Here is a 21491-nt window from a genome sequence, read left to right on the forward strand (position 1 = left end):
TGTTAAAAACCATCAAGGCCAAAAAATTATCTAAGCAGTGGTAAAAGGCTTAGATACCGTATGCGGTGCAGAAAAAACCTCTTTTCGAGCTTGCAGCTCTGCCATAGCTACAGCGATTTTACGTGGCCCTTCAAAAGGATCTCGGGCATGAGCAACTAGCATGTTATCTACCATTAATACATCCCCTTGCTGCCAATCAAAACGTATCGCAAGAGACTCGTAAGTTGCCAAAATTTGTTGCACGGTCGAATCATCAATCGGTGTACCGTCACCGTAATAAACATGACGGGGTAAACCTTCAAGGCCAACAAGCGACATTAAATCCTCGCGTACATCAGCTTCAAGGCAAGCGGCGTGGTGAAGTTGTATTTGGTTAAAAAAACTTTTCTCGCCGGTTAGAGGATGACAAATAACCGCCGGAGAATGCTCGCGAATCTGCAAGCCCTGCTGACCAAACCACTCAAACTCTGCTCCTGCTTCTCGGCAGAGTTTTTCTACATCAGCACGTTTTTCAGTTTTAAAATAATCCTGCCAGCTAACATCCAAGCGCGGAGTAAAATTACGCACATAAAGCAAATGTTTGCGCTCGAATGTGTCAACTACAGCTTTGGGAAGCTTTCGATAAACTTCACGACAATCGACAATAGGTGTTGCCCCACCACTTTGAGCCACCGTTTGAGAAAAGAACCATTGCAGGCGCGGCCAACGATGCATATGTGAACTTTCGTTATGATAAAGAATCATTTGGTTTTCAGGATATGGCGTCGATTTATAAATACGCTTACCCGATTCTTCTTTTGGCAGATCGCCATAGCTACCATGTAGATTGGGACAGATTGCTTGTGCAAAGGCTTCAAATTCACGGGCATCCTGCAAACGAAAACCTCGAAATAATACTGCACCATATTGCTGCAGTTGACTTTCAATAGTATCTCGTTGAGTCTTAGCCCAATGGAGAGGGTCTAGTGCCTCCAACGCAGGACTGATAATAAGAGGCATTTTTTTTACAGGTGTCGTTTTTAAAGGTGCTGTTTTTGAGGAAACGCTTGCCGAAAAGTGCGAGGTTTTTACCCACTCCTGGCTGTCTGCATGCAATGCTTTAGCCTTGGTTTTTTTCAGTTTACCTAATTTTCTAAGCTTATTTTTTGTTTGCATAGTGCTTTGTTGTTTAGTGTCCACTAAACGATATTGGTTAATAGTATGGGAAGGGGTTTCTATTATTTGTTCGAGTAAAAATTGCCAGGCCTTAGCCAGCCGATCTATTGTTGTAGGTTTAAATAAATCGCGGCGATACACCCATCGAGCGTTGAGATCTTCCCCCACTTCAACGCCTTCGTCATTGTCGATAAATAAAGCCATATCAAAACGCGATGAAATATGAGGATTATTCATTGTAGTTACGGTTAAACCTGGTAAAGACAAGGACTCCTGTTCTAGGTTTTGCATGACAAACAATACTTGCACAAGAGGCGACATACTCTCGATACGCGCTAACTGCATAACCTCAACAATCTGTTCAAAAGGAACGCTTTGATGCGCAAATGCATCTAAAACAATGTTTTTAAAGTTATTTAAAAAACTTTCAAAAGCTAGGCTGCTATCTATCTTGCTGCGAATAGGTAAAACATTGATAAAGAAACCTATTAGATTCTCTAAGGATGGGTGTGGACGGTTGGCTACGTCCGTACCTACCACCACATCATCACAGGCCATTTCTTTGTGTAGCAGCAACTGAAACGTGGCCATCAACACCATAAATAAGGTAGCGCCTTGATGATGAGCGAGACTCTTCAAAGCGACAACCTGCTCTGCCTTAATAGTAAATGAGTAAACATCACCGCTATAGGATTGAACAGACGGGCGTTCGTTATCCAAGGGTAACGCTTGCACACCGCTATAGCCCGCTAAGTTTTCACGCCAATATGCTTGTTGTTCTAACGCCCATTTACCCTGCCAGTTTTTTCTCTGCCAATGTGCATAGTCGCTATATTGAATGTCGAGTGTCGGCAAACGTGGCTGCTCACCATTTATATAGGCGCAATAACACTCGGTAAATTCACGCTGTGCTATGGCCATTGACCAGGCATCGCTGGCAACGTGATGTATCGTTAATTGTAAGATATGATCATCGTTCGCAAGCTTTAACAACTGAACTCTAAAGGGTATATCCGCAGCGAGATCAAAGGGTATCTCGGCGAATGCACTTAACGCTTGCTTTACTACCTCATCATCGAATGAAGCTCCTAACAATGTTATATGATCAATGGCTACTGATGCCGCTGTCTTTATTTCCTGTACATCTTCTTCTATGCCATCGATCACAGCAGAAGCAAAACATGTACGTAGTACTGTGTGACGAGCGACGATACTATCGATACTGTAGCTGATCGCGTCTTCATTAATATCGCCCTGTAAGCGTATCAGTGCAGACATATTATAAGCATTTGAAGTAGCGCTCTCACAGCTTCCAGCAGCAGTGCTACTCATCTTGGTCTCAGTGCTCAAACGCTGTAACAACCATAAGCGCTGTTGCTGGAACGACAAAGGTAGAGGCTTTGCTGAATCTGCAACATCAAGGGTTGGCAAGGCATTTAGCTCTTGTTTGAGCTCTGGTTTTTCTTGTGACTGCTGTTGATGCCAATGTGCTAATTGCGCTACCGTGGGATGTTCAAAAACCACACGTAAGCCAAAATTACCTTGCCATTCAGGCAATTGGCGCAAACGTGCCACAAGTTGACTGGCTAACAAGGAATGACCACCAAGTCGGAAAAAATTATCGTGCCGCCCTACTTTTTCTCGGTCAGTATTATCTAACTTTAATAACTCGCACCAAAGATCAGCCAGTTGTTGTTCCAAGGCATCAGTTGGTGCTTCAAAACTATTATCATCTAGCCGGGAATCTGAACGTGTTATGGCGAGGTTTTGCAGCCGCTTACGATCCACTTTACCACTTGAATTTAAGGGTAAATTATCCATTTTAATAAGCTGACGCGGGCGCATATATTCAGGCAAATCCTGTGCAAGAGCATCTTCAAGAATTTTATTTTCATCCGCAGTATGATCGCCGTCAACGGCTACCCAATAGGCCACCAGCTCACCGTTATTAAGCACTACCGCAGCTTCGGCAACGACACCTTGACGACACAAACATGCTTCAATTTCAAATAGCTCGATACGGTAACCGTGCAATTTAATTTGGCCATCTCGACGACCGTGGTATTGAAGCTGGCCATTAGGCAGCAGGCGCACATAATCCCCAGTGCAATAAAGACGACTGCCATCATTTGCAAATGGATTAGCGATAAAAGCAGTTGCAGTAAGATCTGCACGCTTTGCGTAGCCCCTTGCCAAACCCTCTCCACCGATATAAAGCATGCCTAGAGCGCCCTGGGGCACGGGCCTTAGCCATTCATCGAGAAGGTAGCACTGAGTGTTATCAATCGGCCTACCAAGACTTACTGTAGAAGATGGCTGTGCCGCCTCAAGTAAGTTGCCATCCACCTCTGCCAATGATGACCATATGGTTGTTTCTGTAGGTCCATAGACATTGAACAACGTTACTTCTTTCGCTAATAAACTTCGAGCAAGGTCTATAGGCAGTGCTTCACCACCGCATAATACTTTTATACCTGATCTTGTAGGCCATGGCTGAGATGCCGTCATTAACATACGCCAAGTGGCTGGTGTCGCTTGCATAACAGATACTTGATGAGATTGCATCAGCGCTACCAAAGCGTCGGGATCACGTCTTTGCTCTTCACTAGCCAGCACCACACAAGCACCACATGTGAGCGGCAACCAAAGTTCGAGGGCAGCGATATCAAAGGCCACCGTGGTTACCGCCAATAAACGATCTGAGGATTTAAGTTCCAAGTTTTTTTGCAGACTATTAAGAAAGTTATCCAGCGCACGATAACTCACCTGAACCCCTTTAGGGTTGCCTGTGGAGCCGGAAGTAAAAATGGTATACGCCAACTGCTGTGGATGTTTTTTGTATTTATTTACTCGTTCGTCCGCATTGTTTTTTAATAATGGAGCTGAGTCAGCCTCAGCGATTAGACGTTCAATACTTATATTATTGATTACTTGATCGCTTTTTTCATTTAGGTTTTGGTTGTGTTCTGACAATAAGACATCATTCTTTTCACACACCACTAGTTTGGCAGCGGCTTGTCGCAACATATATAAACGGCGGGATATTGGGTGGCTTGGGTCCAGTGGCAAATAGGCGGCTCCCGCCTTTGCTATTGCTAATAATGTGATAAGTAAATGACGTGTCCTTTGTAAATTAACAGCGACGACAGCGCCTTCTGCAATACCCTGAGCGTGCAACCAGTTAGCGATACGATCAGATGCTTGATGTAATTCAAGATGGCTCATTACTCCCTTGTCATCAATAACAGCAGGTTGTCTGCTTTGGGTATACGTTTCCATTGCAGTAATTCTGCATGGAATTGCACTGCTAGGAATACTTTCGCCTGGAGTAACACATGAAACAACGGATGTATTTATGCTCTTGTTCATGTCATGTTGCGAATCAGCTAAAAGCAGATCTCGCAAATAGCGCTTAGGTTCACCAAGCATAAGATCCACAAGTCCAACAAATAACTTGCCAATTGAGGCGACAGTGGTCGGATCAAAAATATCGCTGTTGTACTCTAATTCACCACTATAATGGGGGTACTGTGCACCCGCTGGGCGATGCTCTGTAAGATCGAGAGTCAAGTCGTATTTAGCGGTGTTAGAAGATATCTTCAGCGAACGTAAACTAATTCCAGCTGCGTAAAGTTGTTCATCATTAACAGCCGCGTGTTGTAAATTAAACATCACCTGGAACAAAGGGGAACGACTCAAATCACGCTCCTGTTCCAAAAGGCTAACTAATTTTTCAAATGGCATTGCCTGGTGTGCCTGGGCATCCACAACACATCGCTCTATCTGTGTCATAAACTGATCAATAGTCAGAGCATCATCGATATGTGCTGGCAACACTAAGGTATTAATAAAAAAGCCAACGAGATCTTGTGTTTGCGCATGTTCACGACCATTAACAGGTATACCAATGCGAAAATGTTTTTCACCACTGTAACAACGCAAGCAATATTGAAAGACCGCAAGTAAAACCATAAAAGGTGTCTTGGCGCTTTCTCGACAACGCTTCTGAATTGCCTGATTAAGGTGAGTAGGCCATTCTAAACGGAGCCGCCCACCACGAAAACTTTGCACAGCCGGGCGCGGTCGATCACAGGGTAAATCTAAGGCGCTGGATGTAGACTGTAATTGTTGCTGCCAAAATTGCGTCAGGGTTTGGAGTTGACTATCACTTAAGTATTGCCTTTGCCAACAACAATAATCCACATACTGTACTGGTAGCGCAGCGAGAGAATCCCAAGTCGGCTCGTGGGCTTGTTGTTGAAATTGTTGTTGAAATTGTTGTCGGGGGTTTTGAATACCCTTTTCTGCACTACTTTTATAAGCCAATAAAAACTCTTTAATCAACAACTTCATTGACCAACCATCGGTGCAAATATGATGCATGTTAAAAAGTAAAACATGCTTCTGTTCACAAAAACGTAGCACCTGCAAACGTAACAAAGGCGGCTTTGATAAATCAAATACCCATTGACTTTCACGTTCAATAATATTATCGAGCAAACTTTTAGAAGAGTCTTTATCACTTAGAGATGCACTGAGATCATTAAAACCAACCGTCGCAGCGACATCCTTATACACCACCTGAGCTCCTTGTCCGTCAATATTGATAAATCCTGTGCGCAATGGTTCATGTCGTGTAATTAATGCATTCAAGCTAGATTGAATTGCATCGAGATTAAGTGAGCCTTCTACCTCTAGGGCAACGGGAATATTGTAATGTGAGCTGCCCTGTGAGTACTGATCTAGCCACCAAAGTCGCTCCTGTGAAAAAGATAAAGGCCAATGTTTATTTGCATCTGTCTCATGTGGTTGATGGGTAAGTAGTTGATCAGTACGTGGTTGCCGAATAATAGTAGCAACAATTTGCTTATTATTAGCGCTCGCATCACTCTTGTTCTCGTTGCCCGACTGAGTCGTATTTTCCTTGTTTTTACTTGTCTCGGCAGGCTTAACAGGATCAATAAGCGCTAGCATTCCGGCAATGGTTTTGCCAGCAAAGAACTGCTTTGGGGTCAATACAATATTCTTTTTTCGGGCTTGAGCCAGCACTTGTAAACTTAGTATGGAGTCGCCGCCTAAAGCAAAAAAGTTATCGTCAATGCCTACCTCATCACGCACCAGTACATTGCACCATATCGCCGCCAATGTTTTTTCTGTAGGACTCATAGGTGCCGCAAAATTTTTATCGTCACTTACCTGCTGCGAATTAGCGGTTGCACTAATTTGATCAATTAAAACAGCACGGTCGACCTTACCATTAGCCAAGCGAGGTAATTGGGCTAGATAGTGATAGTGCGAGGGAATCATGTATTCCGGTAATACATCCCCTAAAGCCTTATCCAAGTTTTTCTGAGCTTGTTTTTTATTGACCTGTTTATGATTGACTTCTTTATGATTGACTTCTTTATGATTGACTTCTTTATGATTGACTTCTTTATGATTGACTTGTTGCTGTATTGAACTTTTCTCACTTAATACAAGAAAACTATGCAGCTGCACTTGCTGGGTTTGTTGGTGGACATAAGCCAGGACCACCGCATCTTGAATATAAACTTGAGTACGTAATACCTGTTCAATTTCTCCCAACTCAACACGATAGCCACGCACCTTAATTTGCTGATCTATGCGGCCGAGATACTCCACTTTATTATCAGCACAAAGGCGTACCTGATCTCCAGTACGATACATTCGTGCCCCAGGTACATGACTAAAAGGGTCGGGTACAAATTTCTCGGCAGTTAATGCTGCTCTATTCCAATAGCTTTGTGCTACGGCTGGGCCGCCAATATATAATTCACCACTTGCACCTTTTGGTACTGGAGTTAAAGAAGAATTAAGTATGTAGGTCTGTACTTTCTTTAAAGGAGAACCAAGGGGGACATTTTCGCTACGGGTGAGATCACAAGGATAAATAGTATCATCAAAGGTGAAATTATAGCTTAAGACTCCTACAGTAGTTTCAGTAGGGCCGTAGTGATTCATAACACGACAAGCTGCTCCTAATTCGTTACTCATTGCCTCATGTAACTGATCCACCAAGGCTTTATCAAAAGCTTCTCCGCCAAGCACCAATACTTCACGGGGCAATACCTGTGATATAACATCGCCAAGACCTTTAAGATGTGAAGGTGTTATTTTTAAGCAATCTACCGGTTGGCTTTGCAGTGACTTCGCCAGTAGTGAAGGATCTTCAGAAATAGAACTATCAAGAATACGTAAACACCGACCCGTCAATAATGCCCCATAAACAGCCGTATGGCCAAGATCAGCAGACAAAGAGCCAAGGCTCAACAATTGAGCCTTAATGCTAAGATCCAGCTGCTCGGTGATACCTTTAACATAGCCAGCGAGATTACCTTGTGTTACACACACCGCTTTAGGCTTACCTGTTGAACCGGAAGTAAAAATAAAATACGCCGGTAGAGCACTTAATTTTTCTATGTCGTTAACATGTGAATCGGGCAGATCATCAATGTTAAGTGATGATAAATTATCAAGGTAGAATGTTTTAAGATTAGTTTTAGGGTTATTTTTAGGAATACTTCGCGATAATTCCTCATGCCATAGTCTTTTTTCACTGACTAGTAAACAAACCTGGGAGTCTTCGAGCAATTCAGCTCGCCGACTTAAAGGCCAGCGAGGATCAAAAGCAACGTAGGCGGCACCTAATTTCCAGACGGCAATAATCGAGGCAATAAGCTTGGGGGAGTTTTCGAAGCACAACGCAACTCGCTCGCCAGTTCTTACACCGCACCTATAGAAATGTTGAGATAATTGATCCGCTACATTATTAAGCTTTTGATAGCTCCATATATCGGCTGTTTTGTTCTCACTGGCTTCGAAATAAAGGGCAGCTTCATCAGGTTGATGTGCAACACTTTGATGGAACATGGCCAAAGCACTTTCAAAGAAACTATTTTCTGATACTCTGCTTTCTAATATATCGTCTTTATCGTCGCCAAGAAGCGTACTATCAACAGAATCTATTACTTTATCAAGGCTGCTGAGCGTTTTACAAATTTTCGCTGAGGGCAGATTTAAACTATTTAAACATATCTCTGGCGTCTTACAGACACGCTCCAGTATCCAAATGAAGTCTTCGAGCATCTGTTCGATAGTAGTGGCTAAAAATATGTCCTTTGCGTATTCCATGCATAAACAAAAATGTCCCTGGTCTTCAACTCGTAGACTTAAATCGAAGCGAGCCTGATCCGTTTCCTGAGGCAATATATCAACTTTAAGCTCACCCAAGGACAACGCTTCTTTTTGTGGCATCGCTAGGTAAACAAAAAGAACTTGAAATAAAGGCGAATACTGATCACTGCGTTCTACATCTAAAGCTTCGATAAGATGATCAAACGGAATATCTTGGTTCGCTACTGCCTGCTGGCTAGTATCAGACACTGCTTTTAAGGTGTCATTAAAACGTGCAGTGTTTGGAATTTGAGTTCTTAAAACAAGAGTATTTACCAATAAGCCCACTAAAGGCTCTAATTCACTACGTTGGCGATTGGCAACAGAAGTCCCCAATATTATATCTTCGCTACCAGTATATTGTTGTAGCAAAATATTAAAAACAGTGAGTAAATACTGATAAACGCTAACTCCATTAACCCTCGCTTGCTCTCTCACAGTAGCACTTAAAGTATCACTTATCGAGAGGCGAATTTCAGCTCCTTTGTGGTGGCGCTGATCGGCTTTTGGACGTGGCTTATCCAGAGGTAAAGCTAGATATGGAGGACAGTCTTCGAGCTGTTTACGCCAATAATCGAGCTGACGTTGATACTCACTACCTACAAGCCACTGCTGTTGCCAGCAAGCATAATCCTTATACTGAATCGGCAAAGGGGGTAAGGCAGTATGTTGTAATTCACCGCTATAAAGCAGACTTAGCTCACGAATCAACAGCTCCTGTGACCACGCATCAAAAGCAATATGGTGAACAGAGATAAGCAGCAGATGATCATTTTCAGCGACGCGATATAACTGAGTCCGGAACGGCACAGATGTATCTAACGTAAATCCCTGCTGGTGAAAATGCTGAGTGATCCGAGAAAATACCAGCTCTTGGGATTGCTGGCTGAGCTCTAACCCTGACTCCGATTCAATGTCTACTATGGATAACTGAAGACTTACCTGATCGAGAGATAGAACCTGCTGGCCTGCCACTCCTTCATACTCGCAGTAAATAGTACGCAAAATTTCATGCCGCTCAACGAGTTTTATAAATGCATTTTGCAAACGCTCTACATCTAACTTGCCCTGTAATCGCAACCCCGATGTAAGATTATATAGTTGGTTACCCTGCTCAAAACGATGAATAAACCAGAGGCGTTGTTGCGCTGCGGACAATGGCCACACAGTAGCTTGCCGGTTTGATTGATCGTTTATGTGTTTAGCCTGCGGCAAAGTATAAGGCACAGTAAAAGGGACAATTGGCAACGCCCAACTGTCGATACCTTTGTCGGCAAGGCGCTTACGAAAAGCGTCTTGTTTCTCGGGTGTTAATGCATTTAAGCGTTCAGCAATAGCGCGTAAGTTATCAGACATTTATTCAAACTCTTCCAGTAGCGCGTCCATGACATCGAGATCGCTGTCACTAAAGGACTGCGCGTTCTCTATAAGCTTGGCCAAGCCGGCAATAGTCGGCTGGGTAAAAAGTGCCAGAAAATCTAACTGGCAGTGATATTGATTTTGTATTCTCGATTTAAGCTGCATGGCCAATAAGGAATGACCACCGAGCTCGAAAAAATTATCGTTAATACCAATCTTTTCTTGCTCTAAAAGCTCACCCCATATCTCACTCAATGACACTTCCAGTTCGCTTTGAGGAGCAAGATAACTGGACGAAGCCTGCTGTTGGATGATGGGCAGCGCTTTACGATCAACCTTACCGCTAGAGGTAAGAGGTAAGTATTCCAACGCTTGATAGGCCGAGGGCTGCATATAATCCGGTAAAGTTGCCATGTGCTCTCGCAATTGAGCAATTTTTTCTGTTGTGCTGGCCTCAACGATGGAACATGCGGGTTGCCAAAATGCCACCAGCTGAGAATTATTTTGCAGCACAACTACCGTATTTTGCACGAGTGAATGTTGCTTGAGACGATGCTCTATATCACCCAACTCTATGCGAAATCCTCGCAGCTTGACCTGAAAGTCATTACGCCCCAAGAATTCAATAACACCATCGTCGCGCAAACGCGCCAAGTCACCTGTGCGGTAAATTCGACTGCCATTATCAGCAAAAGGATTAGGTAAAAATGCAGTAGCGCTTAAGCCTGCTTGTTCCATATAACCACGGGCTAAAGCCGCACCGCCAATATATAATTCGCCAGGCACACCCACCGGTACCGGTTTTAAATAGCGATCCAAAATATGCAGCGTATTATTTGCAATTGGCAACCCGATGGGCACAACACTATTTAGATTCTCTCGATCAACACTTTCATAGGCAGAAATTTCTTGAGTAGCAAAACTAGTTAACTCAGAGTCTTCAGTTAATGGATGTAGAGATGACCACACCGTGCACTCAGTGGGTCCGTAAACATTCGTTAAGTGAACACCACGAGATAACAAGGCCTGGGCTAAATCACGAGGCAACGCTTCTCCACCACATAGACCTATCAATGACGGCCAATTATCATCTCCTGCATTAACGAGCATTTGCCAAGTCGCAGGAGTTGCTTGCATATGAGTGATACTTTCTTGTCGCCACATAGCCATAAGCGCTTCAGCGTCTAAAGACTGCGCACGATCAGCTAATACCACCGTTGCACCACATAGTAACGGTAACCATAACTCCAAGCCTGAAATATCAAAACTTAGAGGAGTTATGGCCAACCAACGCTGCTCGCTATCGAGCTTCAAATACTGCTGCACTCCGTGTAAAAAACTATTAAATGCGCCACGGCTAATAGCGACTCCTTTGGGTTTGCCAGTTGAGCCAGAGGTAAATAAAACATAAGCTAATTGCGATGGGTGATAAGACACACAAAGATTCGTCGACTCATACTCCGACAAACTCGACTGCAATTCAGAAAGGCATACCACAGCGCCTGAATATACAGCTTTATTTACACTGCTACAGTTTTTTTCATTATTAAAGTCGTTTGCGAATTCTGCACTGGCGGCTAAGCTGCCATCAAAAAAGTGGGGGGCCTCATCTTTCTCGGCAATGGCTAATGACACATCTACCTGGGATAAAATACTGGCGATTCGTTGGGATGATAAGCCTGGGTCGATGGGCAAATACGCGGCTCCTACTTTGTGTAAAGCAAGTAAAGTCACCAGTAAATTAGGATTACGCGGTAAACTCACCACAACCAGTGACTCGGCACCAACCCCATTGGTAAGTAGATAACGGGCAAATTGATTGGCCCGCTGATTTAATGCTTGATAGGTAATGCTTTGCCCACCAGATATTACTGCGACTTTATCGGCATCAGCATTTGCTTGTGCCTCGAAGCCGGCAACATTATCGGCAATCGAAGCGGCAGGTATATTGGCTGAACCACCGATAAAATCCTCAGACCAAGTAGAATATCCACTATTTAATGCCTGCCAATGTCGAGAATCTTCAGTATTAAGCCAATTTAAATCACGTAGCAGCGTTTTGCCGTCGCGCGCCAAGCATTGACTAATTTGCAACAATAGATCTTGATAGCGCTGCAATAAGTTTGCGATCGTATCCTTGTCAAAATATTCACAGCTGTAGAGTAGCTCAACCGCTATAGTTTCACCGGGAACAACCGTCAATGTTAGCGGATAATGAGTTTGCTCACGACTTTGATCGATGGTTATTTGTAAACGAGAAGTATCCGTACAGGCATTTTTGTGTTCTTCTACAGCATCCCGTGCAGGCAAACTTTGGAAAACAAAAATACTGTTAAATAATGGCTCGCCTGCTGCAATATCGCTTGCGGCTTGAATTTCAACAAGTGGGCTGTGCTCATGCTCTCTTATATGGTTTAACGAGGTCTGAACCTGCGTTAATACATCGCTAACAGAATGTGCGCTGGTAAAACGAACTCGCAGTGGCAAGGTATTAATAAACATACCCAGCATATGTTCTACTCCAGGTAAATCTGCTGGGCGTCCTGCACTGGCAACACCAAACACAACATCCTCTTCACCACTATAAGCTGCTAATAATAATCCCCAAGCAAGTTGCATAGTGCAGGCCAACGTTGTGTGATGCTGACGAGCCACTCGCCCCAAAGCCGAACTCTCATCCATACTCAAGCTCACGCGACAGTGAGCATAGCCTTGGTCGATATCATCTTTATTATTAAGCGCAAAAGAGGATAAATGGGATAAAGGTAAACTCGTTGCTTGTTCAAAACCAGCTAAATAACCGCGCCAGAAATAGTCATCGCCCTGTTTATCTGCAGGGATAGTATTTCCTTGGTAATTATGTTCTTGCAACCATGCAATAAAACGTTTGAAAGACGGCGCTTTACGTTTAGCAAGTTGTATAGCATCGTCCCCTGCTTGCAACAAATGATAGACACTGAACACTTCTTCCATCAAGCTTACCGCGCACCAACCATCGAGTACGATATGGTGATGACTCCAAACCAAGTGGTAGTGTTGGGCACCTAGCTGAAGCACAGCAATCCTCATTAGTGGTGGTCGCTGAAGGTCGAAGCCTTGAGCAATATCCGCCTGCAAAAAATCCTCTAATTGTGATGACTGCGCAGATTTTTCTAGATGCTGCCAATCGTGAAACGTCAGCGGAATATCCACATTATTAAACACCACGTGTGCCGCTTCATCAAAAGTATCGACAAAAAAACCGCTGCGTAAAATATCGTGACGAGCAGCGACTACTTGCCATGCCTTAGTAAAGATTTCTTGCTCTAACGTTCCTTTCACCTGAGCGGTCATTTGGTCAAAGTAAACACCACTTTGGGTGTCATACAGAGTGTGAAACAACATGCCGCTTTGCACAGGCGATAAGGGATAAACATCATCAATAGTTGCCAACGGATAATCAATGAAGAGTTTATCTAATTGCGCTTGCCGACTCATGAGTAAAGGAAAATCTGAAGGTGTCGCTGTCGCTACAACTTTTTCACAGTGACGAGTAAGTGCTATTAATTGTTGCCCAAACTGTTGGGCCAGCTCGATAATCGTGGATTCATCAAAAGCTTGTGAGGCATAAGACCACCGTACACGTAACTGTCCACCAAGAACATCTGCATTAATTTCAAGTAATGCAGTGGCAAGGTTTTGAGCATCAAATAATGGCCCAGCAGATTCTGTCGATGGCGTCAGCCACTGTAATGTATCTGCCGTTTGATCATATTGACCAAAATAATTAAAAGTAATCGCCGGACGCGGTAAGTTTGCTAAAGCATCACGCTGATATTTCATAACACCATAAGCCAAACCCTTTTGAGGAATAGCACGTAGGTATTCTTTCACAGAGCAAATTGTTGCCCCAATATCATTGTTGTCCGCTTTTAAATAAACAGGATAAAGGCTCGTAAACCAGCCTACGGTACGAGACAAATCAATAGCGTCATCAAGCGCTTCTCGGCCATGACTTTCCAATTCAATCCACGCTGCTTGTTGACCACTCCATCGGCACAGCACCATGACGAAAGCGCTAAGTAAGAGATCCTGCATGGAAGCTTGGTAAGCTTTACCAGCCCGATTAAGTAGCGCCTGCGTCAGAGATTCATCAATAATTGAATCATAAGTACGTCGATTACCAAAAGTATTACCTTGTTGTGTAAAGTCCGACTTTACCGGTAAGTAATTTAAACTATTTAATTCTTTTGCTACTTCTTTAGGTAAGAGTTCTCTTTCAATATTCAGCCAATAATCTTCGACCGTTGCACGCTTATTTACACTACTACTAACATAAGCATTCTGTTTTAAAGAATGACGTGCTGGTTCATAAGCACTAAGTGATTGCGCCCAATCCCGGTAAGCACTTGTTTTGATGGGTAGAGTAAGCATCGGACGCGCGGATGTTGTGCTCGAAGCTTGGCACTGTTGATATAGATCCTGCAGATCTTCAAGCAAGACACGCCAGGATACACCGTCGACTACAAGATGATGCCCCACGAGCAGTAAACATCCTGGCTTGTCTTCACCACAATTTAAATAACCTACCTTAAAAACTTCACCTTTTTCTAAATTAAGGCTTGCTTGCAGATGATGAGCCAAAGCTTGAATTGCTGCTGTTCTATCATCACTGTTACTAAAATCACTAGCACTATTACCATATGCACTTACCAACAGCTCGCTATACTGAAAAGCGTTGGCAGGAAGTTGCGCCTTAACTGTTTGTACAATACGCCCGTTAATATTATAAAAGGCCGCCCGTAACATATCGTGATGACTAATCAAGGCATTCACAGCATGGGCAAGGTGCGCCTGATCTAATGTTTGTAGCACCTCAAATCTCAAAGCCATATTCCAATGGTTAGGCTGATACAAACCCTGTGCAAAAAAGTCTTGTTGAATAGGCGTTAACGGTATTTCGCTTGATGCTTTATCGATAGGTTTATCATCTGTACATTCAGTTAATACGTTAACATTTATACGCTGCGGTATTTGTTCTTCTTCACCTAATCCTTTACTTAGCTTTTCACAAACCCCCGCTAATTGATAAACGGTTTGATGTTCAAATATTTGGTTAGCTCGGATATTCAGCCCTTGCTGTCTGGCTTTAGCAACAATCTGTAGACTGAGTATCGAGTCGCCACCTAGCTCAAAAAAGTTATCATGTATACTAAGGTCTTGCTGCTGTAGTATCTCGCACCAAATATTTAATAGCACAGATTCATTGCCAGTCGTAGGCAAAACATGTTTACGATCGGTATTTATTTCTGGCTGAGGCAACGCACGTCTATCAACTTTGCCATTGGCGTTCAATGGTAATGCATCCATCATCATAAATATTGAAGGAAGCATATAATCGGGAAGGTATTTTTGAAGATAGGCTTTCAAGCTGGAATCACTCGGTGCGCGACTTTTATCTGCCGGTACCCAGTAGGCCACAAGTTGGTTCTTAAGATTGCCAGCCACAGCAACAACAGCTTGTTCTATAGCATTGAAACGGTTTAAGTGATTTTCAATTTCTCCCAATTCAATACGGTAGCCGCGCAATTTGACTTGATAGTCCGCTCGTCCAATAAATTCCAAGATACCGTCTTCACGATAACGAGCTAAATCTCCCGTTCGATAAAGGCGCTCTGCCTGAATATTGATGGGCGTCTTATGAGCATTAACCTCGAGGGAATTAATCGTGCTAGCATTTACATTATTACTGCCAGCAAAAGGGTTGGGAATAAAACGTTCGGCCGTCAAATTCGGTGCGTGTAAATAACCACGGCCAACACCAACACCCGCAATATATAGCTCCCCTGTCATGCCTACAGGAACCACTTGCAAGTTATTATCTAACACATATAGACGACTAAGAGCACAAGGTCGGCCAATGGCCATATAGCCATTGCCCAGCTCACCACCGTCGCGAACTAAGTGCATCGCCACGTCGTCAGCACATTCTGCCGGACCATAGGCATTCACTAATGGAATATTGGGAAAACGAGCGAACCAGGCTTTGGCCAATTCACTTTCAAGAGCTTCGCCTGTAGGCAAAAGAAAGCGTAAGGTTTGTAGTTGCGATGTGAGTTGCGATGTGAGTTGCGATGTGCGCTCTTCCAAACTCACTAAAACATTCATTAAGCTAGGGACAATTTCTAACAAAGTAATGCCCTGCTCTGTTACTGCGTGCGCAAGAGCATCAGCATCTTGACTAATAGTATCGGGCAAGATATGCACACGACCACCGGTGATGATACTGGTGAGTAATTGCCAGACCGAGATATCGAAACATTGGGAAGCAGTTTGTGCAATACGATCTCGTGTACTTATTCCTAATATGGGCACCTTGCTGAGCATATTATTTAGCATGCCTTGCTGAGTCACCATAGCTCCCTTAGGCGTCCCGGTTGAACCAGAGGTAAAGATTACATAAGCAAGTTGATCACCACGAGGGTAAATACCTAGGTTAGGAATATCAGTACCCGTCAAATCACTGTTAGCAAAATCAATGTTAGTAAAATTAGCGCCAACTAGATGAGAGCTTACATCGTAGACGCGATATGTAGCATCAGCAAAAACTTTCTTATCATCGTCACCTGCACATAACACTGCAGCAACTTTTGCTTTACTGACAATAGTGTGTAAGCGTTCAGCTGGCTGTTTAGGGTCTAACGGTAGATATGCAGCACCAATTTTAAATACGGCAATAATCTGTACCAGTAAGGATAAATCCCGTTTACTCAGTATAGCGACTACCTGATCACAGAGATCATATTTGCCGTGGCCTTCTAAAAGATGTAGAGCCAGAGCATTCGCACGTTGGTTTAATTGATTATATGTTAGAGAATTGTTGTCACAACAAGCGGCGACTTCATCACCATGAATTAAAACTCGTGCTTCAAAACGCTGCAACCAACAATTATCTAACTCTGATAATGGAACAGAAGTATTATCGCTCGATGTTGCAAAAGATAATAAACGTTGATATTCCTGTTGAGGAATAATCGCTAGTTCACTAACACGTCTTTTAGGCGATGACACCATATTTGCCAAAGTCGTCTGATAATAACCAATAAATCTCTGCGCTGTAGCTCGATCAAATAAATCACAGCTAAACTCCAGAGAACCGCGATATTGCTCGGCTAAGCTATGCATATCGAGATTCAAATCAAACATGGCGGTATCGGACAATATGGGAATCGCCTGCACCGACATACCAGGCAGTTGTAAACCCTCGCTGGCATCACCTTCAAGGAAATTAAACATGGCCTGAAATAATGGCGAATGGCTAAGGTCACGCTCGGGATTTAGCGCATTTACCAAAAATTCAAAGGGCAAGTCTTGATATTCTTGCGCTTCAACCGCATTTTTGCGCAGCTGAGTAATAAGTTGCTCGACCTGTAATTCTGGATTAACGTTCGCCACTAATACTTGCGTATTAACAAAAAACCCGATAAGTCCTTCCGTTTCTAGACGCTGACGGTTAGCGGTCGGCACACCCACACGTATCTCGGATTGACCACTCAAACGAGCCAGTACAATATGGTACGCTGCTAACAAAATAACGAAAGGTGTACAAGCCTGTTGCTCAGCTAATTGACGTAACTTGACTGTCAATTCCGGCGCAATCATAAATTCTATCCGTTCACCGCAATAGCTTTGGCGTGCTGGACGGGGACGATCACTGGGAAGTGTTAATACTTCATGAGCATTACCCAGTTTATTTTGCCAATACTGCAATTGTTTTTGTAGCTGCTCTGCTTGACAATATTGTTGCTGCCAGTGAGCATAGTCAGCGTATTGTATTGGCAGTGGCGCAAGCTCTAGTTCGCGATTTTGAGGACTATTATCTTGACTAAACGAAGCGTAGCATCGAGTAAATTCATCGATAAAGATCTGTAAAGACCAAGCATCAGCAATAATATGATGCATAGTTAAACAAATAATATGTTCATCATCCGCAAGTTTAAAACACTTCACCGAAAATAAAGGCGCCTTTTCCAAATCAAAGCATTGCATACTTTGTTCTTTAAGGAGTGTATTTAAATCCTGCTTTTGTTTAGCCTCGTTAAGCTCCTCAATACCCAACGATAATGTTAGTGTGGGCAAAATACGCTGTTTTGCGACACCATCCACTTCTTGAAAATAAGTACGCAGTATTTCATGGCGGGCGATAATCTTTTGCATGGCTGTATTCGCCGCGGCCAGATCAAATTTTCCTCTAAGACGAATTGCCCCAGGCATATTGTAGGTCGCCGAGGGGCCTTCTAAACGATCTAAAAACCACAAACGCTGCTGACCATGAGAAAGAGGTAAATCCTCTCGGTTTGCTATGGGCTGGATCAGATCTCGTTGTAAGGTCAAGTTTCCTTCAGAACGCAAGACATCGATATGTCGAGAGAGTTTTTCCACCGTTGGAAAATCAAATAAACTACGTAGAGGAAGATCAAAAGTTAACTCTGCACTCAAGCGGGCAATTGCTTGGGTCGCCAACAACGAGTGGCCACCCAAAATGAAGAAATTATCGTTAACATTTATTGCATTAAGATTTAAAACAGATTTCCATATTTTGGCAACCGTGCGCTCCGTTTCAGTTCGTGGTGCAATCTGCTCGCTCTCATCTATAGACTGATAATTTGGTACAGGTAAAGCCCTGCGATTAATTTTTCCATTATTATTGAGTGGCAAGGAGGGAAGCAATACGTAAGCCGAAGGCAACATATAAAAGGGTAAGTTGGCGGCAAGCTGATTATTTATCTCAGTTGCAAGTTCTTTATTAAGCTTAGCTAGAACTTCGGCATTTTCTTCTTTTAGACCATGACAAGCGCTATGCTCGTAATATGCTACCAAGCGCTGATCACCCGGTTGATCTTCACGCACGATAACTGCTACCAAGCCAATACCTGAGATATCGCCTAGAGTACTCTCAATTTCACCTAGCTCAATTCTAAATCCACGTAACTTAACTTGGCCATCACTCCGACCGATGTATTCCAATTTCCCATCACTGTTTAAGCGCGCAAGATCTCCCGTTCTATACATTCGATCGCCAAGCTCAGAGGCAAAAGGGTTAGGTAAAAATCTTTCGCTAGTTAGGTTAGCTTTATTAAAATAACCACGTCCAACACCAACGCCACCGACATATAGCTCCCCAATACAACCTGTAACTTGAGGATTCAAATTACTGTCAAGCACATATAATTGTAAATTTAACGTAGTTATTCCTATTGGTATATTTGATACCAATGGCGAAGGCTGTTGTTCAATCACATGGTATGCAACATTATCCGAACACTCAGCAGGCCCATAGCCGTTCATTAAGGGAATTTTTGGATAGTTCGTCAGCCATTGACGTGCAGCATCTGGCGGTAAAGCTTCCCCAATGGATAATAACCATCTTAGATTAAGAGGTAATGCCTCTAAACGTAGCATTTCACGTATTAAGGACGGCACGACCTCTAATAATGTCACTCGATGATCACACAAGTATTCGAGTAAAGATTTAGGGTTGTGGGCAATGTCGTCTGGTAAGATATGAACACAAGCACCTACTACAGAAGCTGTTAAAAACTGCCATACAGAGATATCGAAACATTGGGAAGCTGTTTGAGCAATAATGTCATGCTCGTTTAGGTTTAAACGTGGAATTTTACCTAAAATATTATTTAACATCCCCTTTCTTTCAACCATAACCCCTTTGGGTTTACCCGTAGAGCCAGAGGTAAACAACACGTAAGCTAATTGACGAGGGTGATATTTTATAAGCGGATTAGTAGCGTTATTGCTTCCCGTTAGAAGCGCTTCATATTTTAGAATATTAGGAGCTTTAGCATCGTTAACTGCGTTATTTAATACAGTAGATAGCGCTTTTTGGGTAATGAGTGCGTCTATAGGGTATTGAGATATAATTTCATTTATTCGCTTAGGCGGATGCTTAGGATCTAAAGGTAAATAAGCTGCGCCACACTTCAATACTGCTAGAATCATCGTTAATAAATCGCAACTTCGCTGTGACATAAGCGCAACACAACTATCAGTGCCTATACCTTTTTCAAGCAAGCTGTGTGCAAGACGATTTACCTGTTCATTTAATTGTCGGTAGCTGAGTTGATTACAACCATCGTAAGCAGCTACTTTATCACCTTGTTTTTCCACCTGCTTCTCAAAGTGGTGAATATAATCGTCTTGGCTATCTGTATAATAGGGCTGATTCCAATGATGAAAAAGATAATCTTGTTCGTTAGCAGATAACATTGAAATATTATTGAGTGCTACCTCAGGTGTATTTTCCAGAGCAGTCACAATATTTACAAAAACTGTTCGAAAATGCTCTAAAATGCGCTCAACAGCCTGCCGTGCAAATAGATGACAGTGGTAGGCTATATTAAAATGTAAAGTTTCATCTGGAATTACCATCAAAGTTAGTGGGTAATTGGTGTGTGTTCTATTACTGGCATCGCTAACAAAAAACTCGAGGTTTTCCTGCTTTAAACCAGTATCGAAAGGGGCATTCTCAAATATTAACAAACTATTAAAGAGTGATTGTTGTGCCGGCACATCGGATATTTTTTGAATATCAGCTAAAGTCGCAAATTCATATTCGCGTAAATTAATATTTTCTGAGAAAAGCCCTTGCAGCCAATCCACAAGTGATTGCGCTGGTTTGATACGCCAACGCAAAGGAATAGAATTAATAAATAAGCCCACGACTGTAGCCATTTCAGGCATATCTATGGGGCGACCTGCGACAGTTACGCCAAAGACAATATCTTCTTCGTTACTGTAACGGCTTAATAATAATGCCCATGCGCCCTGTACTAAAGTATTTAAGGTGATCTGACGATCGGCTGCAATTTTCTTTGCTCTACGCGATTGTTCTACTGTTATATGAATGGAACACTCGGCTACATCCACACGTTGGTTTGAAGCGGTGTATTCTTGTGTGTTGTTATCGTGCTTACTATTACTTTCTTTATTTTTTATGCCGGCTACTTTTTTATCGAACTCATTATCAAGCAATGAAGTTTCGGGAATTCCTGCCGGTATAGGCTTTTTCATTATTGGTATGGCTGTAGGGGTATCAAAACCTGATAGCTTGTCACGCCAGAATTGTAAGGCGCGATTTTGATCTTGTTTTTGTAGCCACATTAAATAACGTTTATATGCAGCCGGCTTCGCTAAATTCAGTTTTTTACCCGCAACGAGAGCACGATAAGCTGCCAGAAAATCCATCATAATGATTGAGAAGCACCAAGCATCCATCAATATATGATGGTAGCTGCGAACAAATTGATAGCGTTTTTCGTCTAAGCGAATAAGGCGCACACGCATCAACGGCGCTTTATTAAAATCAAAGCCCTTCACTAGCTCTTCTTGTAATAAGCTCGCTAGTTTTTGTTCTTGAGTTAGTTCATCCAAATCACGCCAGTCGAGAATATCAACAGGTAACTCAACGTTTTTATGTACTACTTGTAGCGGTTGTTTTTGTTTTTTCCAAACAAAAGAAGTTCGCAGCACTTCGTGCCGTTGTACCACATGGTGCCAAGCACTTTTAAACGCCACAAGATCTAGATTATCCATAGTCATAACATGGCGATATTGCAAGAGATAAACACCAGTACCAGGATTCATTAATGTATGAAATAAAAGTCCCGACTGCATTGGCGATAATGGGTAAATATCCTCGATATTACCTGCCTTTTTTTTATCTCCACTACGTTTTTCACTAATCATTTTTTTGTTGCTTGTGGCATTGCCATTAGTGACCGTCATGC

2 protein-coding genes are annotated in these 21491 nt (G+C 42.8%); both read right to left on the reverse strand.

The window, feature by feature from the left end; genetic code table 11:
- Positions 1–30: 30 nt before the first annotated feature.
- The gene (locus BVC89_RS19815) at positions 31–9705 is read right to left on the reverse strand and encodes a non-ribosomal peptide synthetase (RefSeq protein ID WP_086932862.1); all 9675 of its coding nucleotides are present in this window, start codon (positions 9703–9705) and stop codon (positions 31–33) included.
- Positions 9706–21489 (reverse strand): non-ribosomal peptide synthetase, encoded by an 11784-nt coding sequence (locus BVC89_RS19820; protein WP_086932863.1) that lies wholly within the window; start codon positions 21487–21489, stop codon positions 9706–9708. It abuts the gene before it with no gap.
- Positions 21490–21491: the final 2 nt, after the last annotated feature.

This window comes from Agarilytica rhodophyticola (genome assembly GCF_002157225.2).
GTDB lineage: Bacteria > Pseudomonadota > Gammaproteobacteria > Pseudomonadales > Cellvibrionaceae > Agarilytica > Agarilytica rhodophyticola.